Genomic DNA, 24,154 nt, shown 5'->3' with positions numbered 1-24,154 from the left:
CGCGCCCCGGGCAGTGAGGACAGCGGGAGTTCCTGACTCACCGCGCGGAGCGTTCCGCGGGGCTCACAGTGGCGGGACCGCGCCGGAATCGCACCGGGCTTCCTCCCATGTCGCCGTCCTCGGCGGTGACGGGCCGAGTGGTCCGCCGGAAGGTCATCTTAGGTGGCCTTTTCCCTGGCCGGGAGGTGGGGGTGCGTGTGGTCGGGGCGCGGTGCGGCGCCGTTGCCGGGGCTCTGCCCCGGACCCCGCGCCTCAAAACGCCGGCGGGGCTGGATCGGGGCGTGGGTGGGGGGTGTGAGGGGTGGTGGTGCGGGCGGGGTGCCGCGCCGTTGCGGGCTCTGCCCCGGGGCCCGCGCCGCGAACGGGGGGCGGGGCTGGATCAGGCGTGGTGGGGGTGTGGTGCGGCGGCGTTGCGGGCTCTGCCCCGGGGCCCGCGGCTCGAACGCCGGTGGGGTTGGATCCGGCGGGGGGTGTGGGGTGGTGTGGTCCAGCCTGGGTGCGGGGGCTCTTCCTCGGGGTCCGGGCCCCAAGCGCCGGCCCGGGGCTGGAGTTCGGCGGAGGTATGGGCCGAGCACCGGGCCGAGTTGGTGTGGGGTGGCGGCGGGAACGGGGGAGGTGTGGGGCTGTGGACGGTGCGCCTGTGCTGGTCGGGGTGGTGACGGACACAGGTCCGGGTCGCGGGAATCGTGGGTATGCTCGCGGCCATGCCGCCCCAGCCCCCTTCCGCCGCATCGCGGGACGAACCCGTCATACGTGACCGCGGCGACGCCTGCCCCGGCGCGCTGCGGCTGCACGCAGCCGATGACGGGTACCTGGCGCGCGTCCGCATCCCCGGCGGGCTGCTCACCGTCCCGCAGGCCGCCGCACTCGGGCTCGCCGCCGACCGGTTCGGGGACGGGCACCTCGAACTCACCTCGCGCGGCAACGTCCAGCTGCGCGGCCTCGCCGACGGCTGCGGCGGCGGGCTCGCGGAGCTGCTGGGCGGCGTCGGGCTGCTGCCCGCGCCCAGCCACGAGCGGGTGCGCAACATCGTGGCCAGCCCGATGGGCGGGGCCCATGTCGTGCGCTGGGTCCGCGAACTGGACCGCCTGCTGTGCGCGAGCAGCCGGGCGGCGGACTTGTCCGGACGGTTCCTGTTCGCGCTGGACGACGGGCGTGGCGACGTCGCCGCCCTGGAGCCGGACGTCACTGTGCTGGCCCACTCCTCCACGGGCCCCGGCTCCGGCCCGGGCGCGGGCCCCGACGGCGAGCCCCGGCCCCGTCCCGGCGCGGAGACTTCGGCCGGTCCCGCTACGGGGACGGCGGCGGGTCCCGCTACGGGGACGGCGGCGGGTCCCGGCGGGGGTACCTCGGCGGGTCTCGGCGCGGGCACTTCGGCCGGTTCCGACTCTGGTACCTCGGCCGGTCCGGGTGCGGGTACTTCGGCAGGGCCCGGCGCGGGGACCGCGGCTGGGCCCGCCACGGGTGCTGCGGCCGGTCCGGGCGCGGGTACTTCGGCCGGGCTCGGCGCGGGGGCCTCGACCCGTCCCGGTGTGGTTGCCCCGGCCGGGCCCGGCGCGGCGACCTCGGCCGGTCCGGGCTCGGACCACGCGTCGGGCTTCGGCTTCCGCCCCGGCGCTCGGCCGGGGCCTGGTGCCGGGGCGGGGGGTGCGGACGGTTCCGGGCGGGTGTTGGTGCGGCTCGGGGCCGGTGTGGGGGCCGTGGAGGTGGGTGGTGGTGATGCGGCCCGGACCGCGTTGGCCGCCGCCGAGTACTTCCTCGACGTCGCCGACGACGCCGGGACCCGGGCCTGGCGGGTGGCCGAACTGCCCGTCGGGCACCGCCTGGACGAGCGGGAGCTCGTGCTGCGGCTTCGGGGCGCGGGGATCGAGGCGGTGGCGGTGCCCGAGGTGGAGTGGCCGTACGCCGAGCCGCCCCGGCCCTGGGGGGCGTACGGCGACGGGCTGTGCGTGCTGCCCCCGCTCGGGCGGCTCAGCTCCGCGCAGTGGCGGGTCCTCGCCGAGGCCGCCGACGACGGCGACGGCGACGGCGACGGCGAGCTGCGCGTCACCCCCTGGCGCACCGTCATCCTGCCGCGCGCCGGCGCCGAAGGCCCCGCCCGCATCGAGGCGGCCGGCCTCGTCCTCGCTCCCGCCAGCCCCTGGCAGTCCGTCACCGCCTGCACGGGCAAGCCCGGTTGCGCCAAGTCCCTCGCGGACGTACGCGCCGACGCGCGTGCCGTCGTAGAACAGACGGCCGGTGGCCTGCCCGTCCACTGGTCCGGCTGCGCCCGCCGCTGCGGGCACCCGCGCGGCACCGCCTGGGTGGACCTCGTCGCCACCCCCGACGGCTACGCACTCGACGCCCGCCCCGTCCCGCACGCAGACCTCGCGGCCGCCCTCACGGCCGCACGAAGCACCACGCCCACCACCACAACCGAAGCCGCAGTGAAGAAATGAGCGAGTACACCGTGTTCGAGTACGAGAAGGACGGCGCCGCGATCTACCGCCAGTCCTTTGCCACGATCCGCGCCGAGGCGGACCTCTCCGGGCTGCCCGCCTCGGTCGCCCAGGTCGCGGTGCGCATGATTCACGCCTGCGGCATGACCGACCTCCCCAAGGACCTCGGCTACACCCCCGAGGTCGTCCTGCGGGCCCGCGCCGCGCTGCACGCCGGCGCGCCCATCCTGTGCGACGTGCAGATGGTCGCCAGCGGCGTCACCCGCAAGCGGCTGCCCGCCGGCAACGAGGTGATCTGCACCCTCTCCGACCCGGCCGTGCCCGCGCTCGCCGCGAAGACGGGCACCACCCGCAGCGCCGCCGCTCTCGAAGTCTGGCGCGACCGGGGCCTGTTGGAGAACGCCGTGGTCGCCGTCGGCAACGCCCCGACCGCGCTGTTCCGGCTGCTGGAGATGATCGAGGAGGGCGCCCCGCGTCCCGCCGCCGTCATCGGCGTCCCCGTCGGCTTCATCGGCGCCGCCGAGTCCAAGGACGCCCTCGCCGCCCACCCCTCGGGCCTGGACCACCTGATCGTGCGGGGCCGGCGCGGCGGCAGCGCCATCGCGGCCGCCGCGGTCAACGCGATCGCGAGCGAGGAAGAATGAGCGACCGGGACCAGACCCAGGTGAAGGGCAAGCTGTACGGGGTCGGGCTCGGGCCCGGCGACCCGTCGCTGATGACCCTGCGGGCCGTCGAGGTGATCGCGCAGGCGGACGTGGTCGCGTACCACAGCGCCCGGCACGGCCGTTCCATCGCCCGCTCGATCGCCGCCAAGCACCTGCGCGCCGACCACGTCGAGGAGCCGCTGGTCTACCCGGTCACCACCGAGACCACCGACCACCCGGGCGGCTACCAGGGCGCCATGGAGGAGTTCTACGAGGCGTCCGCCGCCCGGCTGGCCGCGCACCTGGAAGCCGGCCGGACCGTCGCCGTGCTCGCCGAGGGAGACCCGCTCTTCTACGGCTCGTACATGCACATGCACAAGCGGCTCGCGGACCGCTACGAGGCCGAGGTCATCCCCGGCGTCACCTCGGTCAGCGCCGCCGCCGCCCGCCTCGGCACCCCGCTCGTGGAGGGGGAGGAGGTGCTGACCATCCTGCCGGGCACCCTGCCCGAGGAGGAGCTCACCGCCCGTCTCGCCGCCACCGACTCGGCGGTCGTGATGAAGCTCGGACGCACCTTCCCCGCCGTCCGGCGGGCGATGGAGAGCAGCGGCCGGCTCGCCGAGGCCCGGTACGTCGAGCGCGCCACGATGGAGGGCGAGCGGACCGGGGTCCTGGCCGACACCGACCCCGCAAGCGTCCCGTATTTCGCCGTCGCCGTCGTGCCCAGCCGGATCGGCAACCCGGGCAGTGTGCCGTCCGGGCCCGGCGAGGTCGCCGTCGTCGGCACCGGGCCGGCCGGGCCGCTGTGGCTGACCCCGGAGACGAAGCGGGTGCTGGCCGACGCCGAGGTGCTGGTCGGGTACACCACCTACCTGGACCGGGTGCCGGTCAAGCCGGGCCAGGTGCGGCACGGCTCCGACAACAAGGTGGAGTCCGAGCGGGCCGAGTTCGCCCTCGACCTCGCCCGGCGCGGCAAGCGGGTGGCCGTGGTGTCCGGCGGCGACCCCGGGGTCTTCGCCATGGCCACCGCCGTCCTGGAGGTGGCCGGCCAGGACGCCTACGCGGACGTGCCCGTACGGGTGCTGCCCGGGGTGACGGCCGCCAACGCCGCCGCCGCCGCGGCCGGGGCCCCGCTGGGCCACGACTACGCCACCGTCTCGCTCTCCGACCGGCTCAAGCCCTGGGAGGTCATAGCGGAGCGGCTGCGCGCGGCCGCCGCCGCCGATCTGGTCCTCGCCCTGTACAACCCGGGCTCCCGCAGCCGCACCTGGCAGGTGGCCCAGGCGCGGGAGCTGCTGCTGGAGCTGCGCGCCCCGCAGACCCCGGTGGTCGTGGCACGGGACGTGGGCGGGCCGGAGCAGTCGGTGCGGATCGTCACGCTGGCCGAACTGGAGCCGTCCGAGGTGGACATGAGGACCATCCTGCTGGTCGGGTCCTCGCAGACGCAGGTCACCGAGCGGGCCGACGGCTCGCGGGTGACGTGGACGCCGCGCCGCTACCCGTGACCGTGCCGATGAGGTGAGGACGGCCCCGCCCCGGGGATCCCGGGCCGGGGCCGTCGCTTCGCCCGGCCGTCCGCGGGCTCAGCCCGGGCAGTCCGCGAGGGCGTCCGGGCAGCCCTGGACCGTCGGCGGGTCCACCGTGAGCAGCTGCCACGACAGCACTCCGGCCGGGGGAGAGTCGTCCTGCGGGGCGGGGTCGACGTGGGCGGTCAGCGCCGGACCCGCCGGAAGGTTCAGCCGGGTGACCGCCCCGGCGGTGCACGACACGTCGAACGACCGTTCCCCTGCGCTGCCTTCGCGGGACAGCAGCAGCGTGACGCGCGGGTTCTCCTCGCTGTCACAGGCGATGTCGAAGCGGTACGGCCGCTCCCCGCCGGTCTCCAGCACCTTCTCCATCCCGGCCTTGAGGAAGCCCGTGCCCCGCCCCGTCACGCGGGCACCGGCCGGGGTGTCCTTGCCCAGGTTCTCGTCCGCCCGCTGGAGCGCGTCCTCGGGCTGCCAGCCCTTGGGCTCGGGCGCCGCGCTCCCGCCGCACCCCGTGACGAGCGCCGCCGCGGCGGCGAGGACCAGGGCGAGGACGGGGGAGTGACGTATCCGCATCCCTCCAGCCTAGAGGGCGGGGACCCCGCCGTCGCCGAGCCAGCGCAGGGCCGCCTCCACCGAATCCGCCTCCGCCACACCGTCGGGCACGGCGGGCCGGCGGACGACCAGGACCGGGATCCCGGCCTCGCGGGCCGCGGTGAGTTTGGGGGCCGTCGCGTCGCCGCCGCTGTCCTTGGTGACCAGTACGTCGATGCGGTGACGGGCCATCAGCTGCCGTTCCTCGACCAGATCGAACGGCCCGCGCGCCAGCAGCGTCTCCATGCGCGGCGGCAGCGGACCCTCCGGCGGGTCCACCGAACGCACCAGGAACCAGGTCGCGTCGAGGTGCGCGAAGGTGTGCAGGCCGGTGCGGCCGGTGGTCAGGAAGGCCCGGCCGCCCAGCGAGGGCAGGACGGCGGCCGCTCCCGCGAGGTCGTCCACGAACGTCCAGGCATCACCCGGGACGGGACTCCAGCCGGGCCGGCGCAGCGCCAGTACGGGCACACCCGTCAGCCCCTGCGCCCCGGCCGCGTGGAAGCTCATCCGCTCCGCGAAGGGGTGCGTGGCGTCGACCACGTGCGTCACGCCGTGGGCGGTGATCCAGTCCGCCAGCCCCTCGACCCCGCCGAACCCGCCGATCCGCGTCCCGCCCGGCGGCAGCACGGGCGAACCGACCCGCCCCGCGAGGGAGTTGGTCACCCGGTACGAGGACGCGTACGCGGGCTCCCGCGCCAGCGCCTCCGCCAGCCGGCGCGCCTCGGTCGTACCGCCCAGGATCAGGACGTGCCGCTCCGGGGCCGCCGAGGGGGCGGGCTCAGCAGACATGCCGGTCGCGCTCGCGGGAGTAGAGGTGGCTGTCGCGGAACTGCTCCGCGCCCAGGGTCCGGCCCACCACGATGACGGCGGTACGCACCAGCCCGGCCTCCTTCACCTGCGCGGCGATGTCGGCGAGGGTCCCGCGCAGGATCAGCTCGTCGGGGCGGCTGGCCATCGCCACCACCGCCACCGGGCACTCGGCCCCGTAGTGCGGCAGCAGTTCGTCCACGACCCGGTCCACGTAGCGGGTGGCCAGGTGCAGCACCAGCAGGGCCCCGCTGCGGCCCAGCGTGGCCAGGTCCTCGCCGGGCGGCATCGGCGTGGCCTGCTGGGCGATCCGGGTCAGGATCACGGTCTGCCCGACCGTCGGGACCGTCAGCTCCCGCTTCAGCGCGGCAGCCGCCGCCGCGAACGCCGGGACGCCCGGGACGACCTCGAACGGGATGCCGGCCGCGTCCAGGCGGCGCATCTGCTCGGCGACGGCGCTGAAGAGGGAGGGGTCGCCGGAGTGCAGCCGCGCCACGTCCTGGCCCGCGGCGTGCGCCCGTACGCACTCGGCGATGATCTCGTCCAGGTTCAGCTGCGCGGTGTCCACCAGCCGGGCCCCCTCGGGGCACTCCGCGAGCAGTTCGCGCGGGACCAGGCTGCCCGCGTAGAGGCAGACGGGGGCGGCGGCGAGGGTACGGGCACCGCGTACGGTGATCAGGTCGGCGGCGCCGGGGCCCGCGCCGATGAAGTACACGGTCATGTCAGTTCGTCTCCTTGCGTCTGCGTCTGGGTCTTTGTCACCGACCACTGCGTGACGGGCATCGCCTGGCGCCAGCCCGTGAAGCCGCCGACCGGCACGGCGTGCGCGACGGCCAGCTTCACCAACTCGCCACCGAGGCGGCGGTGTTGCTGGGCGAGGACCGCCTCCGACTCCAGCGTCACGGTGTTGACCACGAGCCGGCCGCCGGGCGCCAGCGCCGCCCAGGCGGCGTCGAGCAGCCCCGGGGCGGTGAGGCCGCCGCCGATGAACACCGCGTCGGGGGCGTCCAGTTGGTCCAGCGCCGCCGGGGCCGCGCCGACGACCACGCGCAGGCCGGGAACGCCGAGGGCCGCCGCGTTACGGGCGATGCGCGCGGCCCGCTCGGGGACCCGCTCGACGGCCACGGCACGGCAGGAGGGGTGCGTACGCATCCACTCGATGCCGATCGAACCGGAGCCGCCGCCGATGTCCCACAGCAGTTCGCCGGGGGCGGGGGCCAGGGCACAGAGGGTCGCGGCGCGGACGTGGCGCTTGGTGAGCTGGCCGTCGTGCTCGTACGCGGCGTCGGGCAGCCCGGGGGTGGCGCCGAGCCGGGGGACGGTCGCCGCCGGATCGCGCCGGCACTCGACGGCGACGACGTTCAGGGGGTCGCCGGGCGGCCGCCGCCAGTCGTCCGCGGTGCCCTCGTACGCGTCCTCGCGCTCCGAGCCGAGCTGTTCGAGGACCCGCATCCGGCTCGGGCCGAAGCCGCGCTCCCGCAACAGGGCGGCGATCTCGCCCGGGGTCGCCGCGCCGGCGCTCAGCACCAGCACCCGCCGCCCCTCGTGCAGCGCGGCCGCCAGCCGGGCCACCGGCCGCCCGACCGCGGTGACCACCTCGGTGTCCTCCACCGGCCAGCCCAGGCGGGCGCAGGCGTACGAGACGGAGGAGGGGTGCGGATGGACCTGGAGCGCGTCGGGGCCCAGCTCCTCGGAGAGCGCGCGGCCGATCCCGTAGAACATCGGGTCGCCGCTGGCCAGGACCGCGATCCGGCGCCCGGCGTGCTCGGCCGTCAGCTTGGGTACGGCGGGCCGCAGCGGGCTCGGCCAGGCGACGCGCAGGCCGGGGCACTCGCCGGCCGGGAGCAGGTCCAGCTGCCGGGGGCCGCCGATCAGCACCTCCGCGCCGGCCAGCGCCTCCCGGGCGGCGGCGGTGAGCCCGGCCCAGCCGTCGGCCCCGAGGCCGACGACCGCCACGGCTATGGGGGGTGGTGCGGAGCTCACTGCGGTACCTCGGGAACGGGAGAGGGCGGATGCGCGGGACGGACCCGCAGCTTACTGGGGCGCGGCGCCGGCCCGGCTGGGAGGGTGACCAGGAGCGACGCACCCCCACGACCGCCCGAGGGCTCCCGGGGCGCCCTGTCCCGGCCCCGCCGTACGGACCGCCGGGGTGGCGGGGTGTGTGCGCCGGTGTGCCACCGTCCGCCCCTGTCCGCCCCCGTCCGCCCCGGCCGGGGCCTGCCGGTGTCCGGCCCGACGCCCCACACTCGGACGATGGACGACACTCCGGACAATCACCCAGCCGGCTCGGACGACGCCCACGTAGACCACCCCCGCACCGGCCCCCGCGAGCCGGTGGACGACGGCGCCGGTCACGCCGTGGTCCTCGGCGCCGGGCTCGCCGGCCTGCTGACCGCCCGGGTCCTCGCCGGGCACTTCGCCCGCGTGACCGTGCTGGAGCGGGACGAACTCCCGGACGGGCGACCCGGGTTCCGGCCCGGTCTGCCCCAGTCCCGCCACGCGCACGTCCTGTGGTCGCGCGGCATCGAGGTCATGGAGCAGCTGCTGCCCGGGATCACGGCCGAGCTGACCGGCGCCGGCGCCGCCCTCCTGGAGTCCCCGCGTGACTTCCTCTGGCTGAGCCCGGCCGACTGGTTCCAGCCCGTCCCCGGGGCCAGGATGCTGGTCGGCAGCCGCGAGCTGCTCGACTGGACTCTGCGCCGTGCCGTGCGCCGCGACCCCCGCATCGAGATACGCGGCGGCCTGGCCGTGACGGGGCTCGTCGCGGCCCCGGACGGCCGCTCGGTCGCCGGAGTCACCCTGCGCGACGGCACCGCGCTGGCCGCCCGCCTCGTGGTCGACGCCACCGGCCGCACCTCCAAGGCGCCCGCCTGGCTCGCCGCCCTCGGCTACCCCGCCCCCGAGGTCACCCGGTACGACTCCCACCTCGGCTACTCCAGCCGCGCCTACGCCCTCCCCGAAGTCCCGCCGGCGGGGGCGGCGGCCGCCCGGCGCTGGCGGGGGATGTACGTACAGGGCCGCCCCGACCGCCCGCGCGGCGGCGTACTCGTCCCCCTGGAGGACGACCGCTGGCTCGTGACCCTGCTCGGCAACGGGGAGCACGTACCGCCCACCAGGGACCCGGAGTTCCTGGAGTTCGCCCGCACCCTGCGCAGCCCCGCCCTCTACGAGGCCATCCGCGACGCCGAGCCCCTGTCCGAACCCACCGGATTCCGGGCCACAGCCAACGAGTGGCGCCACTACGAGCGGCTGGACCGCTGGCCCGAGGGGCTCCTCGTCGTCGGTGACGCCGCCTGCCGGTTCAACCCGGTCTACGGGCACGGCATGACCGTCGCCGCCTGCGCGGCGCACGCCCTGGACGAGGCCCTGGCCGGCCTCCCCGCCCACCGCGTCCCCGCCGAGTCCCGTGCCCTCCAGCGGCGCACGGTGACGGCCGCCGCCGTCGCCTGGCAGATCGCCACCAGCGAGGACCTCCGCTACCCCTGGACCGAGGGGCCGCGGCCCGACCGGGCCACACGCGTCCTCCAGCGCTACATGTCCCGGGTGATGACCGGAGCCAATGCCGACCCTGCCCTCTCCGCCCCCTTCTTCGGCGTCCTCTCCCTCTCCGCCCCGCCGGCCACCCTCCTCGCCCCCGGCACGGTCCTGCGCGTCCTGTCGAAGTGGCGCCTGCCCGCCGCCCCCGACACCCCGCCCTACCCGCCCCACCACCCGCCGGGGTAGGCGGGCAGGGGCAGGGCTAGGCCGTCGGACCGCGGACGGCCCGCTCGTACAGGGCCCGTATGTCCTCGCCGAAGTAGCTGCTGTACGAGGTGGTCTCGTCCCCGCCGCCGTCGCGGCCGCCGATGACCCCGATCAGGCTGTCCCCGGCCGCGCTCAGCACGGGACCTCCGCTGGTCCCGTTCGGCACGTCCGCGCAGTCGAACCGCAGCTGGGCCGGCCCGTCCGCCACCGCCGGGTGGGAGCAGCCCAGCGGCCGCTCGGTGTCGTTGGGGTACCCCATCAGCCGGGCCGGGACCGGCAGCTGCTGCCCGAAGCGGATCGGGTGCGCCCCCGTCACGTCCTCCAGCCGCTGCCCGGGGTGCCCGCCGCGCCGCACCCGTATGAAGGCCACGTCCACATCGGGGTCGGAGTCGCGCACCCACCGCGGATCCACCTCGATCCGGGTCGGCACCCACACCCCGTACGGCGCCTTCCCCTCCTCGTACCCGGGCACGAACGCCAGGTTGGTCCGGAACCCGCCCGCGTACACGCAGTGGGCCGCGGTGATGACGAGGTCCCCGCCGGGGGAGTGCACCACGCTCCCGGAGCAGTGGTGGTCGGCGTCCCAGTCCAGCCCGGGGGAGAAGAGCGCCCCGACGGCGGGCTCGGCGGGCACCTCCCGGGCCTCCAGCGGCTCGGACTCCTTCCAGGCGCCCTCCGTGAATCCCCGCACCGCGGGCGCGGCCCCCCGGTCCCCCTCGGCCAGCTTCTCCAGCGCCCCGGCGGCGGCTTGGTCGGCGAGCGCGGGGTCCTGGACGTACCGCCCCCGTTCCGCGTCTCCCCGTACGACGGTGCCCATCCGGTTCAGGCCGAAGGCCACCCCGGCGACCATCAGGGCGCAGCACATCCCTGCCAGTACGCAGACCCGCACCGCCCTGCCCGTCATCGCGCCACTCCCACCGCCCGAGGATCACCCGTCACCCTCCGGAACGGCCGGCCATCCCCCGGAGTTCCCGGCCGGAAAGCGCTCCCTCCCTCACCCCGCCGCAGCCCCCGTCCCCGGCCGGTCATCCCCGGTCCTTCCCCTCTTCACCCAACTCCCCTACGCTCCAGGCGCCTTACCACTCGGTAACCAGGGGAGCCGCACACCCATGCCCATCCGCACCCGCACCCGCACCCGTCTCCGCGCAGCCGCCGCCCTGCTGACCGCCGCCCTCGCGGCCGTCGCCGTGGCCGCCACCCCCGCCACCGCCGCGACCGGCGACCTCCGCTACTCCGCGTCCACCGGCGTAGGGGTCCACAACGCCTACGAAAAGGCCAAATACCCCTATCTCGCGGACGCCCTGGACTCCGGCGCGGCGATGCTGGAGCTGGACGTCTGGACCAACTTCTTCGGCAGCTCGTGGCGCGTCTCCCACGACAACCCCTTCGGCAACAACAGCAACTGCGAGAACGCCACCACCCCCGCCCAGCTGCGGACGAAGTCCCGCGACCAGAACCTGGCGGGCTGCCTCTCCGACATCCGCAGCTGGCACGACGCGCACCCCGGCCACCGTCCGATCGTCCTCAAGCTGGAGCTGAAGGACGGTTTCGCCGCCAACCTGGGCCGGGGCCCGGCCGCCCTCGACAGCCTCCTCACCTCCAAGCTCGGCGACGCCCTCTACACCCCAGGCCGGCTCGCCGCCGGCCACCCGGACCTCGACACGGCGGCCCGCGCCGACGCCTGGCCGACCCGGGCGCAGATGGCGGGCACGTTCCTGGTGGAGCTGATCCCCGGCACGGTCGAAGAGGGCAACAGCGCCGACACGCTCTGGACGGACCGCGAGTACGCCGAGCACCTGCGCACCCACCTGGCCACGGCCGCCGCCTTCCCTGCGGTCCACCGCGCCGAGGCGGGCGACCCCCGCAACCGCTACGCGGACCCGGCCCTGCGCCCCTGGTTCGTCGTCTTCGACGGCGACGCGGCCGCCTACGCCTCGGGCTCGATCGACACCGCCTGGTACGACCGCAACCACTACCTCCTGATCGCCACGGACGCCCACAACGTCGCCCCGGCCATCGACGCGGTCCACCCCACGGAAGCCCAGGCCCAGGCCCGGGTGGCCCTGATGGCCTCCCACCACGCCTCGATCACCTCCTCGGACTGGTACCCCCTGCCCCAGGTCCTCTCGACGGTCCTCCCCCGCGGCTGACCCGCGGCCGTCCGTACACGGACGAGAGCGCCCCGCCGGACCTTCCCGGCGGGGCGCCCTCCTGCGTACGGACGGTCAGGGGGTCGAGGGGGAGAGCTGGAGGGTGGTGGTCGTGGCGGTTTCGCGCAGGACCTGGAGCCGGGTGCCGGTGTCCGGGACCTTGACGCCCACCTGCGGCAGGTCCGGGGTCCAGTAGGTGCCGCGGTGGTCGTCGAAGACGGGGACGCCCGGGCGGGAGGGGATCGTCAGCGTGCTGCCGGTCTTGTGGAGGGTGACGCGGTCGGCGGGGCGGGTGGAGAACGTCGCGTCGAAGGTCTGGGCGCGGGCGTTGGCCAGGGTGCCGTCGGGGAAGCGCAGGGCCTCCGGGCGGGCGTCGACGGGCAGGATCAGGCCCGAACCCGGGTGCGCCTTGGTCGTGTTGTCGCTGTAGGCGGTGTCCCAGAGCCAGAGCAGCACGCCCTGCTGGTAGGGGTAGAACTCCACCGTGTTGCCGGTCGAGGTGAAGTTGTACGGGCCGGTGCGGAGGTAGGAACCGTAGCCCGTGTAGCGGCGGTTCTCCGCGAAGTAGGCGCGCGGGTGGGACTCGGTACCCGTACGGCCCTCGGTGCGGGACCACTTGAGGGCGGTCCAGCCGTTCGCGCCGGCTTCCGCGCCGTCCGTGAAGAGGGTGCGGCCGTCGCCGTCCGCGGTGATGCGGATGTCGTCGAAGGTGACGCCGCGGCCGTGGGTGTTGCCGTCCGAGGTGGCGCGCAGGCGCAGCCGGGTGGTGTCGGCGGGCAGGGGGACCGTGAGTTCGGTCCAGCCGGCGGAGGTGCCGGAGATGCCCTTCGCGGGGATGGCCGTGCCGTTCACCGTGCCGGGGAGCGGTGCCCAGGTGGCGCCGTCGTCGTGCGATGCCTCGACCGTGAGGAAGTCGAAGTCCTTCTCCGTGTCGTACCAGAGGCGGGCGCTGAGGGTGGCCGGCTGGTGCGCGAGGTCCACGGGGCGGGTGAGGGTGTTGTCCATGAAGTCGCCCGTGCCGCTCCACCACTGGCTCGCGCCCGCGTAGGGGTCGGTGAGGTCCGTGCGGGTGGTGGAGGGCGGGAGGTGGACCAGCAGGGCCTGCGGATCCCGGGTGTTGTAGCCCGAGACGCCCAGGGTGGCGCGGGTCCTGCGGCCGGCGTCGGCCTCGGTGTAGTCCAGCCAGCCCAGCTGGAGCTTGCTCCACGGGTCCAGGTCGCCGGGCCACTGGCCGGTGGTGTTCGGGCCCTTGCCCAGGTAGGAGGCCGAGGACATCAGGGACCAGAAGTTGACCCCGTTGTCCCCGTCGGAGCTGTAGAGGTCGGGAAGGCCCAGGTCGTGCCCGAACTCGTGCGAGAACAGGCCCGCTCCGCTGTTCTCGCCGCCGGTGAGGTAGTCGCCGGCCCAGATGCCGGTGTCGCCGACCGGGGTGCCGCCCGCCTTGTTGCCCTCGGGGCCCGCGGTCCCGGCCTGGTCCCAGTACGCGAACCAGCGGTGCGCCCAGATGGCGTCCTTGCCCTGGTCGCCGCCGCCCCAGGTCTGGTCCTTGCCCGCGTGCACGACGACCAGGTGGTCGAGGTAGCCGTCGGGCTCGTTGAAGTTGCCGTCGTGGTCGGCGTCGTAGCGGTCCCACACGTCGTACTGGGCGAGCTCGGCCTTGACGTCCTGCGGCGTACGGCCCTTGGCGATCTGGGCGTCGTACCAGGCTTTGGTGGCGTCGCGGACCAGGTCCCAGTTGGTGCGGCACTGGCCGGTCTCGGTGCACTTGTCCGTACCGTAACGGGCCTCGTTGTACGGGAGCCTGACCCAGTCGGTGACGGTTCCGTCCATGTCGTAGCGGCCGGAGGACTGGAGGTCGTAGTAGGCCCGCATCGACGCCGCGCCGGGGTCGGCGGAGAAGAACTGCCGCTGGTAGAAGTCGCGGTCGAAGTCCTTGCGCCAGAGGGTGTGGTTGTCGTCCTTGGGGGGCTGGGCGATCGTGTTGTGCAGGGGGCCGGGGGTGCCGCCGAAGCGGGGGTCGGTCTGGTCGCCGAACTCCGCGAGGATGACGAAGACCTTGTCCTTTCGTTCCTGTGAGAGCTCGACGTACTGGTTGCCGATCTTGGCGGTGCGGGGGGCCGGTCCGGTCCGGCGCGCCCCGGCACCGCCGCCGCTGCCCGACGCGACGCTCTCCAGCGCCTGGCGGCGCAGGGCCTGGCGCTGGAGTTCGAGCGGGGCGGGCGGCGGGGTCGCCTCCTGCCCGGCGGGTGCCGTGGGTGCCGTGGGCGGCGTGGGCGGCGGGGCGGCCGCCTGGGCGGGGGTGGCGAGGAAGGCGAGAGCGGTGAGCGATATCGCCGCTCCCGCGGCGGCAAGTCTGCGCAACGGGGATGCCCTTTCCGGGAGTTCGGAAGCGGTGAAGTCCGCTCCGGAAGCGCAGGTAATATTTCACATGTCACAGGTGACGGCTAGGGGTCGCGTACGGCACCCGGCACCCGGACCGTTTCCCATGGCCCGCATCCTCGTTGAGCCCTTCGGGCCGACGCGCGGCCCGCCGCAGGCGAACCGTACGAGGGGGCCCCATGTTCCATGACTCCACCGGGCCGGCGATCCCCGCGCAGGGATACCCGTCCCTCCCCTTCGACGCGCTCCACGAGCGCCCCGGCATCGGCGCCGCCTCCCCCGGCCGCCCGCCCGCCGCAGGCGGCTGGCACCTGCCCTGGGACCGGCTCAGCCCCGCCGAGGCCGACCGGGTGCGCGGACGACTGCGCGCGGGGCAGTACGAGTTCCACACCTCCGGGGTCACCGGCGAGCCCGTCCGGCGGGTGCTCTCCGGCGAGCTGCTCCTGGCCGACGCCGCGCACGGCGCCCGCCTGCTGGCCCCGTACGCCCCCGAGGCCGTCGTCAGCTTCGTTCCGCCCCTGCACGCCTACGGGGCCTCGGCCACCGTGATGCTGCCCGCCCTGGCCGGGCTGCCCGTGTGGTTCTGGCCCGGCTCCGACTGTCCGCCGCCGCCCGTCACGGCCCGGCGGATCGCCGTCGTCGCCATCCCGGGCACCTTCCGGATCCTGACCCGCCACCCCCGCTGGACCGCCTCCTTCGACCAGCTCGTCCTCCTGCACGGCTCCGCCGAACTGCCTGCCGAGGCACGCCGCTTCGCCCGGGACCCGCGCACCGTCCTGATCGAAATGCTCGGCTCCACCGAGACCGGCGCCGTCGCGCACCGCAGCGGCTGGGACCCGCACGCCCCGTGGACCCTCCTCGACGACGTCGCCTTCACCGCCCCGCGCGTCGGCGCGGAGGGCCCGCTCACCGTCACCGGGCCCCGCCTCGCCGCCCTCCCCGGCGGCGGCCGCCCCGAAGAGCACGAGATGGACGACCTGGTCCGCCGGCTCGGCGACCGGCTGTTCCTGCGGCTGGGCCGCCGCGCCCACCTGCTCCACGTCAACGGGGTCCGGCGCGATCTGGGCGCCATCGCCGCCCGGCTGGGCGCCGCGCTCCCCGGAGCGGACGTCGCTTGTGTGCGCGCCGGGGACGGGGAGGCGTACGACGTCCTCGTCGCCGGGGGCGGCCCCCTGACGGCGGAAGGCGTACGGGCCGCCGCGCGCGGCCTCGGCGCCGAGCCCCGGCGGGTCCGCCTGGTCGACCGGATCCCGCGCGGCCCGCTGGGCCAGCCCCTGGCCCCGCCCCCGGACCCGGCCGCCTGAACTCCCCGTTCCCTAGGCCCTTCTCGCCGCGCGGCGCTATCGTGCCGGGCGGCGGGGTACGGCGACCAGGGGAGGGGCGGCGCGATGCGGTTTCTGTTCGTTCACGGCACGGGGGTGCGGCGCGAGCGGCACGACACCCTCTTCGCGCTGGTCCGCGAACGGCTCGCGGCCCGCTTCCCCGGAGCCGCCGTCGACTCCTGCTTCTGGGGCGAACGGTTCGGAGCCGCCCTCGGCTCGGGCGGCCGCTCCGTCCCGGGGCTGCGCGTCCCCGGGCACGCGGACGCCGCCGACGCCGAGACCGCCGAATGGGGGCTGCTGCTCGCCGACCCGCTGTGCGAGCTGCGCGTGCTGGCGGAAGCCGGCTGGGACACCGGCGGCCCGGGGGAGGCCGAGGGGGACGACCCCTTCGCCCTGCCGGGCGTCCAGGTGGCCGGCGCACACGTCCTGGAGCTGCTGCACCGCCTCGCCGAAGCCCCCTACGACACCCCCGGCGAACACCCCGGCGAGCTCCGCGCCCTGCTGGACGGCACCGGCCTCGCCGCCGGGTTCCGCCCGGCCCTGGAGGCCGCCGCCGGCTCCGCCGAAGCCGCCCGCGCCGGGGTCCGCGCCACCGCCGAACCGCAGGCCCGCGAGCTCGCAGCAGCCCTCGCCCGCTCCGTCACCGCCGGCGCCCTCGCCACCGCCGGGGCCGACGCCGACTGCACCGCCGCCGAACGGGACCGGCTCGTCGACCTCCTCACCACCCGCCTGGGCGGCGGCGCCCGCGTCCCCGGCGCCCGCGCGGCCGCCCTCCTCGGCCGGCTCGCGCTGCGGGTCTCGACGCAGCCCCTGCTCAACGCCTGGCGGGGCTCCCTCACCGTCGGCGCCACCCCCGCACTCGGCGACATCCTGCGCTACCAGGCCCGGGGCACCGAGCTGCGCGCGTTCCTGCACGCCCGCATCACCGCCGAGCCGGGCCCGACCGTACTGATCGGCCACAGCCTCGGCGGGATCGCCCTGGTGGACCTCCTCGCCCTGGAGGCCGCCACCGGCGCCCCCGTACCCGGCGCCGGCCTGCTGGTCACCGTCGGCTCGCAGGCCCCGTACCTGTACGAACTCGGCGCGCTCACCGCCCTCCCGCCCGGCAGCGCCCTCCCGTACGGCTTCCCGCGCTGGCTCAACGTCTACGACCGCCAGGACGTGCTCTCCTACCTCGCCGGGCCCGTCTTCCCCGGCGACCCGCGCGTCAGCGACCACGAGGTCCGCAGCCGCCAGCCCTTCCCGGCCTCCCACAGCGCCTACTGGAAACAGCCGTCCCTCTACGAGCGCATCGAACGGGCGGTGACCGAGGCGGGCATCGGGTGACGCACCCCCGCACCCGGGCCGACCGCGAACTCCCGCCCCCACAGCTCGACTTACCCGCGGCCTTCACCCCCCGGCGGACCTTCGCGCTCGTCGCCGGGGTCGAACGGTACGGGATCAGCCACCGCTGGGACCTGCGCGGACCCGCCCGCGACGCCCTGCGCTTCGCCCGCTGGCTGACCGGCCCCGGCGAGGTCCCGGCGGCGAACATACGGCTGCTGCTCTCCCCGCTGGACGATCCCGACCGGCTCGACTGGACGGGCTCCCCGGGCCTGGCCGCGCTGCGGCCCGCGCACCGGCCCGCCACCGAGGCGAACGCCAAGTCGGCCCTCCTCGAAGAACTCCCGCAGTGCGACGGAGACCTGCTCTGGATCTTCTGGGCCGGCCACGGCTTCCTCCGCGACGGTGAGCTGATGCTGCCCTGCGCCGACGCCGGACCCGGCCAGATCCGCCACCTCAACCTCGACTCCGCCCTGCGCTGGTGGCGCACCGACCTGGTCAAGCACCGCCGGTTCCCGCTCCAGGCCGCCCTGGTGGACGCCTGCCGGGTCGACGCCCCCCGCGACAGCCGGTGGAACTTCGGCCGCACCGACTACGGCGGCGGCGCCACCGTCCCCGGGCGGCGGCAGTTCCGCCTCTACGCCTCCCGCGAGGGCGAAGCCGCCCAGAACGACGCCGAGCGGGGCGCCGGCCGCTTCACCGAGGCCCTGCTCGGCGAACTCGGCGACCGGTCCGTACGCGAGGGCGCCACCGCCCTCCCGCAGGCCGCCCGCCGGATCCACCGCACCTTCCAGGAGCTGCGCGAGCGCGGCGAGGGCTGGCAGTTGCCCCAGTTCCTCGTCGACCGGGACTGGGACGCCGGCTCCTTCCTCGACGACGGACTCCACGGGCCCGCCCTGCCGCGGGCCGCCCGCCTCGACCAGACCGGCTGGGACGGGCTCGGCGCCCTGTTCGAGGGCCGCGGCCTGCCGCGCTGCGCCTACGAGGCGTACACCTGGGCGTTCAAGGAGGCCGGCTGTGCCACCCCCGTCCACAGCGGACTGCCCGCCGACAGCCTCCTCGACGTGGTGGCGGACCTCGACGAGCGGCAGGGCGGCCGCACCGGCATGCCCCTGGCCGTGCCCTTCGTGCACTACCTCGCCGACCGCGCCACCCGCCCCCGCGGCCCCGGCGGCGGCCTCGGCGACCCGGCCTGGGCGGCCCGGCTCGCCCAGTGGGTCCGCGCCACCCGCCAGCGCCTCGCCCTGCCCGTGCTGCGTCCGCCGCCCGCCCCCGCCCGGCGGGCCGTGCTGCACGTCCGGCTGGAGTCCCCGCCCGGCGGCGAGGACGGCCTGCACGCCCGGATGTGGCTGCGCGGCGAACACACCCGCCAGATCTGGGAGTCGGAGGACCGCCCGCTCACCCAGGCCGCCGTACGCGCCGAACTCCTGCGCCGGCTCACCGAGCTCGCCGCCGCGCCCGAGGCGGACGAGGGGGACGGGCAGTCGTACGGGAGCGTCGAACGGATCGAGTTCCATGTGCCGTACGAGATGCTGGAGACGGACTTCGACCAGTGGCCCGTACCGCGCGGACCCGCCGGCCGGACCCGGCCCCTCGGGATGCTCTACGAGGTGGTGGTGCGCTGCCCGCAGGAACGCGAGGACACCCGCACCGCCTGGCACGCCAAGTGGCGCTGGATGCACACCCACGGCGGCCGGCACCGGGACACCGTACGGGTCGTCGAGGACGCGGAGGTCACCGACGCCCTCGGGGTGCAGCTGGGGGCCCGCACCGCGCCCGCCTGCGTCCTCGGCCACGCCTCGGCGGCCCGGATCGGCGCCCTGCTGGAGGCGCTCCTCGAAGGAGGGGTACCCGTCGCCGTCTGGCTGCGCGGCGGCGGCGCACCCGCCGGCGGTCTGTCCGTCCTGCTCTCCCCGGAGGCGCTCCCGGGCGCGCCGGCGGTGCTGGGGCTGCCCGCCCGGGTGGCCGAAGCGCGCCGGGCGGCCGCCGGGGGCGCGGCCGAAGGGGCAGACCGGCTGGTGCTGTTGTGGGACGATCCCGACGACACGATCGACCTCCGCTCCCTGACCTGACCCCCCCGCACGACGACCGAGCGACGATCGAACGACCCGAACGGCCCCAACGGCCCGACCGACGGCAGGACTTCACGCGACGATGGAGGAAGAGGCAGTGGCGAAGGACTGGTGGCTGTACCAGGGGTCGGGCCCGGGCGAGGAGCGCCGCGCCCGGCTGGAAGCCGGATCGCCGCCGCCCTGGCGGGACTTCACCGGCGCGCCCGACCCCGCCTACGGGCCGCCCGGCTGCGCGGGCGAGGCGTGGGAGCGCACCCGGCGGCGCGGCGAGGGCTACGTCCCCGACGAGCCGGAGAAGGATGTCGTCAACACCGCCCTCCACCTGCGCCGGCCGCTGCTCATCACCGGCAAGCCCGGCGTCGGGAAGTCCACCCTCGCCTACAGCATCGCCGCCGACCTCGCCCTGGGCCCGGTCCTGCACTGGCCCATCACCAGCCGCACCGTCCTGCGCGACGGCCTCTACCTCTACGACGCCATCGGCCGGCTCCAGGAGGCCGGCCTGGAACAGGTCCGCGTCCCCGGCGCCCCCGCCCCCGCCGCGCCCGCCCCCTCCATCGCCCGCTACCTGCGCCTGGGCCCGCTCGGCACCGCCCTGCTGCCGCAGAGCAGGCCGCGCGTCCTGCTCATCGACGAGATCGACAAGAGCGACATCGACCTGCCCGGAGACCTCCTCACCGTCTTCGAGGACGGCGGCTTCGTCATCCCCGAACTCGCCCGGCTGGCCAAGGAGGAACCGACCGTCGCCATCGGGACCGACGACGACCCCGACGCGGGCGTCGCCGTCACCCAGGGCCGCGTGCAGTGCCGCTACTTCCCCGTCGTCGTCCTCACCAGCAACGGCGAACGCGACTTCCCGCCCGCCTTCCTGCGCCGCTGCGTACGCCTCCACCTGGACGCCCCCGGCCCCGAGAAGCTCGCCCGTATCGTGCGCGGCAGGCTCGGCGTGGACATCACCGGCGCCGACGCGGCCGAGTACCAGGACCTCGTCCGCAGCTTCCTCGAACGCGCCGAGGACGGCGACCTGGCCACCGACCAGCTCCTCAACGCCATCCAGCTGCGCCTGGCGGGGGCCTGGTCGGCGCCGGGGGACCGCGACCGCTTCCTCGCCACCGTCATGCAGCACCTGACCGGGCCCACGGCGTGATCGACAGGCTCCTCGCCGCCTTCGCCGAAGGAGCCGAGGACGGCATCGCCCCGCGGACCGCCGTCGGGGCGGAGGAGATCGCCGACATCCTGTGGCTGGCCGCCCGGGTGGACCCCGCCGCCGCGCAGGCCCCCGCCCCCGCCCCGGCGGCCGGTGACACCGCGGCGCAGCCGCCGTCACCGCCGCCCGCCCCGCCGGGACCCGCCCCCGCCTCCGCACCCGGCGCCGCCCAGCTCTTCCCCGCCGGAACCCGCCCCGGCACGTCCGCCGGGCACGCCGACGGGGAGGGCGGACGGCGCGGCGTACCCCTGCGCCTGCCGCGCACCGCCTCCCTCGACGACCCGCTCGGCCTGATGCGCTCCCTGCGGCCCGTCGGCCGCCGCTCCATCGGCGGGCCCGGTGAGGAACTCGACGAGCAGCTCACCGTGGAGCGCAGCATCGAGGCCATGGTCCCCACCCCGGTGCTCCGCCCCGCCGAGAGCCGCTGGCTGGACCTGGCCCTGGTCGTCGACACCCACCACTCGATGCTGCTGTGGGCCGACCTGGTCGCCGAGCTCAGCGGGGTCTTCACCCGCAGCGGGGTCTTCCGCGACGTCCGCACCTGGCAGCTGGGCGGCACCGGCCGCGGCGCGACCCCGCAGCTCGCCCGGGGCCCCGGCGGAGCCCCCCGCAACCCCCTCGAACTCGCCGACCCGGCCGGCCGGCGGCTGATCCTCGTCGTCTCCGACACCGTCGCCGGGGGCTGGCAGGAGGGGCCGCTGCGCGCGGTCCTGCGTCACTGGAGCAGCCACAACGCCGTGGCCGTGCTGAACGTCCTGCCCGAACGGCTGTGGAGCCGGGGCGCCGTCCGGCCCGTGCCCTTCGCCGTCCGCTCCGACCGGCCCGCCGCCGCCACCCGCTCCTGGCAGCGGGTCCCGGCCGCCCGCCGGGCGCGCGGCGGCGGACCGGCCGTCCCCGTGGTGGGCCTCGCCTCCGGGAGCCTGGGCCGCCTGGTACGGGTGGTGTCCGGCGACGGGCGCTGGCGCCGCCTGGCCTGCCTGCGTCTGGACGCGGCCCCGGACCGGCCCCCGGCCCCGCCCCGGCGGGCCGCCGACCCGCTGGAGCTGGTGGAGCGCTTCCGCGCCGGCGCCTCCCCGACCGCCCAGCAGCTCGCCGCGCACCTGGCCGCCGTACCGCTGACCCTGCCCGTGATGACCCTCGTCCGCCGCTCCCTGCTGCGCGGCTCCGAGCACGGCCACCTGGCGGAGGTGGCCCTCGGCGGCCTCTTCGCCCCCTGGGACGGGCAACAGCGGTCGGAAGAGACCGAGTTCGAGTTCTTACCGGGCGTACGGGAGGCCCTCCTCGGCTCCCAGCTACGGGGGGACGTGGCGGCGGTACGGGAGTTGGTCCGCCGCCGGGTGTGGGAGTTCATGTCCCGCAACCGGGGCACGGGCCCGGACTTCTCGGCGACCCGCGTCACGACGGGCGAGGAGGGCCGCCGCCTGGTCCCGGAAGGCGCGCTGCCGTTCGCGGAACGCGGGCCGGCGGACCCGGCCGAGGCACCGGACTCCGCCCCGGCCGCGGACGGGGGGCTCGGCGACCGGGTGGTCCGGGTCGGCTTCGAATCGCTGCGCGAGCCCACGGACGTGGGAACCCTGCTCGCGCCCCGGCTGGTCCTCACGGTGGGGCAGGTCCTCCCGAGGCCGGGGGAGACGGCGGCGTGGGTCAGGGCGGGCGGCCGGGAGTTCGCCTGCCGGGCGGTGTGGTGGGACGACGCGAGCCCGCCCGTCCTGCTGCTGGAGAGCGAGCGGGACCTGGCCGACCCCGCGCGGTTCGTCCCGCAGCTGTGGGGCACGCCCCCGCCCGGGGCCGAGGCGCGCCTGCGCGTCGACGGGGCCACGGAGGCGGGACAGCCGGCCGCGCTGACCGGAGCCCTGGTCGGCGACGGCGGAGCGGCCAACGGGGAACTCGTCCGGCTCTCCCCGGAACCGGAGACCTGGACCCACTTCGTCGGCGGCCCGGTGTCCCACGAGGGCCGGCTGCTCGGGGTGGTGCACACTCTGCACCCCGACCGTCTGGTGTTCCTCTCCGGGACCGCCCTGCTGGACCAGGCGTCCTTCCGCTCGGTGCTGGACGCCCATCCGCCCGCGCGCTCGTACCGGACACAGGCCCACGACGGTCCGCAGGTGACCGTGGACGTCCGGGTGGGCCAGGGGGCCATGCCACGCGGAAGCTCGGCGGTCGAGGAGCTGCGGGACCTCATGGCCCGGCTGATGACCGGGTCCCAGGTCGGCGGGTCGCTGCTCGGCGGCGCGGGTTCGAGGACCCTGCACCTGCTGATCGACGCGCCCGACGCCCTCAGCCGCGCTGGCCGGCTGCTCGTGGCCCTGCCGGCCACGCTGGCCGGCCACAGGGGTGCGCTGGGGGAGGGCGTGCCCCCGCTCGCCCTGGTCCTCGGCACTTCGGACCGGGAGGGCGAACCGGAGGAAGCGGAACGCCTGATCGACCACGGCCTGGTCGCGGAGCGGCTGCGCGGGGCCCGGCGGGGCCGCGGCGGGCGGCTCCTCCTCGCCCTGTCCCAGCGGCTGTACGAGGAACTCGGCGAACGGGTCGGCCCGGCCGCGCTGAGCGCGTTCACCCCGCTCGGGGACGGCGCCGGGGCGTGGGTGTACGGGGGCGATCCCCGGCAGCTGGGGGAACTGCTGGAGCGGGCCGGTGAATCGGTCCGGGACACGGCGGCCGCCTGGCCCCCGTGCCGCGCCGGCATCACCGATGCCGAGCCGCTGGGCTGTCCCGGAATCCGGCTGCCGGGCCGCCGCGCCTGCCTGACCCACCTGACGGAGGCGGAACAGGACGCCTTCCTGCGGACGTTGGGACCGGACACGGAGCTCGATCTGCGCGGGACCACCTTCGCGGACGGCCTGCTGGGCAGGGTGCTCGACGCGGTGCGCGAGCCGGAGACGGGGGTGATCCGGCTCGGCCGGGTGGACTTCACCGCCGCTCGCTTCGAGGGCGGCTGGGCGGAGGAGGACGTCCTCTTCACGGGCGACGCCGGCTTCGCCGGGGCGGAGTTCGCGGGACCGGTACGTTTCCGCCGGGCCTTCTTCCACGGCCGGGCCCTCTTCGAACACGCCGTCTTCCACGAAGAAGCCGATTTCACCGGCAGCGACTTCAGCGCCCCGGCCTCCTTCGACCGCGCCGACTTCACCCGTGACGCCCGGTTCCTCCGGGCCGTATGGTCCGCCGGCATGTCGTTCCGGTCCGCCCGTCTGCGGGAGGGCGCCGACATGGGCGGTATGACGGTGTCGGGGCCGGCGGACCTGACCGGCACGGCCTGTGGGCGCGGGCTGACGCTGGACGGCGCCGTCTTCGCCGACGGGGCTTCGTTCGCCGGCTCGGTGTGCGAGGGCCGGTTCTCCGCCAAGGGCACGCGCTTCGACGCGGAGGCGGTCTTCGACCACCTGGACGTCAAGGGGGAAGCGGTCTTCGACCGTGTCCACTGCGCCGGCCCGGCGACGTTCGCCCACGCCGCCTTCGAGGGTGCGGCCTCGTTCGAAGCGGCCCGGTTCGAAGGCTTCGTGGACTTCAACGACGCCCGCTTCGCGGGCACGGGCCTGTTCCGGGCCACCACCTGCCGGGGCGGGGCGAGCTTCGACCGCGCCGTCTTCGAGGGCCTCTTCCAGAGTGACGCCCTCCGCGTCGGCCACCCGGGCGCCGGCTTCCGGGAGACCCGCTTCAAGGGCAGCGTGCTGTTCCTGGACGCCGAGTTCACCGGCGGTGCCGTCTTCGACGAAACCGTCTTCGACGGCCTGTTCTGCATCGAGCGGTCCGAGTTCCGGGCCGGTCTCAGCTTCGAGGGCGCGGTCTTCCACGGCAGGGTCGAGTTCACCGACGTCCAGCTCGGACGCTCCCTCTCCCTGCCGGGCGACTGGACGGTGACCCAGGCGGACGGCGGCCTGTGGGACATCGCCTCCCCGCACCCACCCGATCCCCCGGGGGAGGGGTGAGACATCCTGTCGGTACAACCGCCTT

At 75.9% G+C, this 24,154-nt stretch carries 16 protein-coding genes and 1 riboswitch; of the genes, 10 read left to right on the top strand and 6 right to left on the bottom strand.

All coding sequences use genetic code 11. The annotated features are described in order from the left end of the window. Positions 1-5: 5 nt before the first annotated feature. Positions 6-163, bottom strand: a riboswitch (cobalamin riboswitch). 541 nt (positions 164-704) lie between these two features. Genes ABZ716_RS15710 through ABZ716_RS15700 form a run of 3 tightly spaced genes read left to right on the top strand, consistent with a single transcriptional unit; the run spans position 705 to position 4,587 of the window. Then, a complete protein-coding gene (locus ABZ716_RS15710) occupies positions 705-2,438 on the top strand; it encodes a nitrite reductase (protein ID WP_358959403.1) in 1,734 nt (577 codons plus the stop codon). Beyond that, on the top strand, positions 2,435-3,082 hold the full coding sequence (locus ABZ716_RS15705) for a precorrin-8X methylmutase (protein WP_358813173.1): 648 nt from the start codon (positions 2,435-2,437) through the stop codon (positions 3,080-3,082). The genes ABZ716_RS15710 and ABZ716_RS15705 overlap by 4 nt, the downstream gene beginning before the upstream one ends. Next, positions 3,079-4,587, top strand: a complete 1,509-nt coding sequence (locus ABZ716_RS15700) for a precorrin-2 C(20)-methyltransferase (protein WP_358813174.1) — start codon at positions 3,079-3,081, stop codon at positions 4,585-4,587. Before ABZ716_RS15705 ends, ABZ716_RS15700 begins: the two co-directional genes overlap by 4 nt. Positions 4,588-4,665: 78 nt before the next feature. On the opposite strand, the gene ABZ716_RS15695 is transcribed toward ABZ716_RS15700, so the two are convergent. Genes ABZ716_RS15695 through cbiE form a run of 4 tightly spaced genes read right to left on the bottom strand, consistent with a single transcriptional unit; the run spans position 4,666 to position 7,992 of the window. After that, positions 4,666-5,184, bottom strand: coding sequence for a hypothetical protein (locus ABZ716_RS15695; protein WP_358813175.1), 519 nt, complete (start codon positions 5,182-5,184; stop codon positions 4,666-4,668). Positions 5,185-5,193: 9 nt separating this feature from the next. Further along, the gene (locus ABZ716_RS15690; protein WP_358959401.1) at positions 5,194-5,991 is read right to left on the bottom strand and encodes a cobalt-precorrin-6A reductase; all 798 of its coding nucleotides are present in this window, start codon (positions 5,989-5,991) and stop codon (positions 5,194-5,196) included. Continuing rightward, positions 5,981-6,730, bottom strand: a complete 750-nt coding sequence (cobM, locus tag ABZ716_RS15685) for a precorrin-4 C(11)-methyltransferase (RefSeq protein ID WP_358959398.1) — start codon at positions 6,728-6,730, stop codon at positions 5,981-5,983. The genes ABZ716_RS15690 and cobM overlap by 11 nt, the downstream gene beginning before the upstream one ends. Beyond that, complete coding sequence (gene cbiE, locus ABZ716_RS15680) at positions 6,727-7,992, bottom strand: precorrin-6y C5,15-methyltransferase (decarboxylating) subunit CbiE (RefSeq protein WP_358959396.1); 1,266 nt, start codon at positions 7,990-7,992, stop codon at positions 6,727-6,729. The genes cobM and cbiE overlap by 4 nt, the downstream gene beginning before the upstream one ends. A 270-nt stretch (positions 7,993-8,262) precedes the next feature. Between cbiE and ABZ716_RS15675 the strand changes: the two genes are divergently transcribed. Then, positions 8,263-9,732 carry an FAD-dependent monooxygenase gene (locus ABZ716_RS15675; protein ID WP_358959392.1) on the top strand — a complete coding sequence of 490 codons (1,470 nt, stop codon included), beginning with the start codon at positions 8,263-8,265 and terminating at the stop codon, positions 9,730-9,732. A 16-nt stretch (positions 9,733-9,748) separates the two neighbouring features. Here ABZ716_RS15675 and ABZ716_RS15670 read toward each other — a convergent pair whose 3' ends face one another. Further along, entirely contained in the window at positions 9,749-10,657 is a 909-nt protein-coding gene (locus tag ABZ716_RS15670; RefSeq protein ID WP_358959389.1) for a trypsin-like peptidase domain-containing protein, read from the bottom strand. Positions 10,658-10,862: 205 nt separating this feature from the next. Here ABZ716_RS15670 and ABZ716_RS15665 point away from each other — a divergent pair, with 205 nt between their 5' ends. Continuing rightward, complete coding sequence (locus ABZ716_RS15665; RefSeq protein WP_358959387.1) at positions 10,863-11,903, top strand: phosphatidylinositol-specific phospholipase C domain-containing protein; 1,041 nt, start codon at positions 10,863-10,865, stop codon at positions 11,901-11,903. Between the two features lie 75 nt (positions 11,904-11,978). Here the strand turns inward: ABZ716_RS15665 and ABZ716_RS15660 are convergent, their stop codons facing one another. Beyond that, complete coding sequence (locus ABZ716_RS15660) at positions 11,979-14,264, bottom strand: immune inhibitor A domain-containing protein (RefSeq protein WP_358959384.1); 2,286 nt, start codon at positions 14,262-14,264, stop codon at positions 11,979-11,981. Between the two features lie 197 nt (positions 14,265-14,461). On the opposite strand from ABZ716_RS15660, the gene ABZ716_RS15655 reads away from it, so the two are divergent. The 5 genes from ABZ716_RS15655 to ABZ716_RS15635 all read left to right on the top strand — a co-directional run bounded on the left by ABZ716_RS15655 (position 14,462) and on the right by ABZ716_RS15635 (position 24,129). Then, a complete protein-coding gene (locus ABZ716_RS15655; RefSeq protein ID WP_358959382.1) occupies positions 14,462-15,586 on the top strand; it encodes an AMP-binding protein in 1,125 nt (374 codons plus the stop codon). A gap of 84 nt (positions 15,587-15,670) precedes the next feature. Then, complete coding sequence (locus tag ABZ716_RS15650) at positions 15,671-16,930, top strand: hypothetical protein (protein ID WP_358959379.1); 1,260 nt, start codon at positions 15,671-15,673, stop codon at positions 16,928-16,930. Then, positions 16,927-18,999 carry a hypothetical protein gene (locus ABZ716_RS15645; protein ID WP_358959376.1) on the top strand — a complete coding sequence of 691 codons (2,073 nt, stop codon included), beginning with the start codon at positions 16,927-16,929 and terminating at the stop codon, positions 18,997-18,999. Before ABZ716_RS15650 ends, ABZ716_RS15645 begins: the two co-directional genes overlap by 4 nt. Positions 19,000-19,081: 82 nt before the next feature. Then, positions 19,082-20,143 (top strand): MoxR family ATPase, encoded by a 1,062-nt coding sequence (locus ABZ716_RS15640; protein ID WP_358959375.1) that lies wholly within the window; start codon positions 19,082-19,084, stop codon positions 20,141-20,143. After that, complete coding sequence (locus ABZ716_RS15635; protein WP_358959372.1) at positions 20,140-24,129, top strand: pentapeptide repeat-containing protein; 3,990 nt, start codon at positions 20,140-20,142, stop codon at positions 24,127-24,129. Before ABZ716_RS15640 ends, ABZ716_RS15635 begins: the two co-directional genes overlap by 4 nt. Positions 24,130-24,154 lie beyond the last annotated feature (25 nt).

Source organism: Streptomyces sp. NPDC006687, from assembly GCF_040636215.1.
Lineage (GTDB): Bacteria > Actinomycetota > Actinomycetes > Streptomycetales > Streptomycetaceae > Streptomyces.
This window is presented reverse-complemented; position numbering and strand designations above follow the sequence as displayed.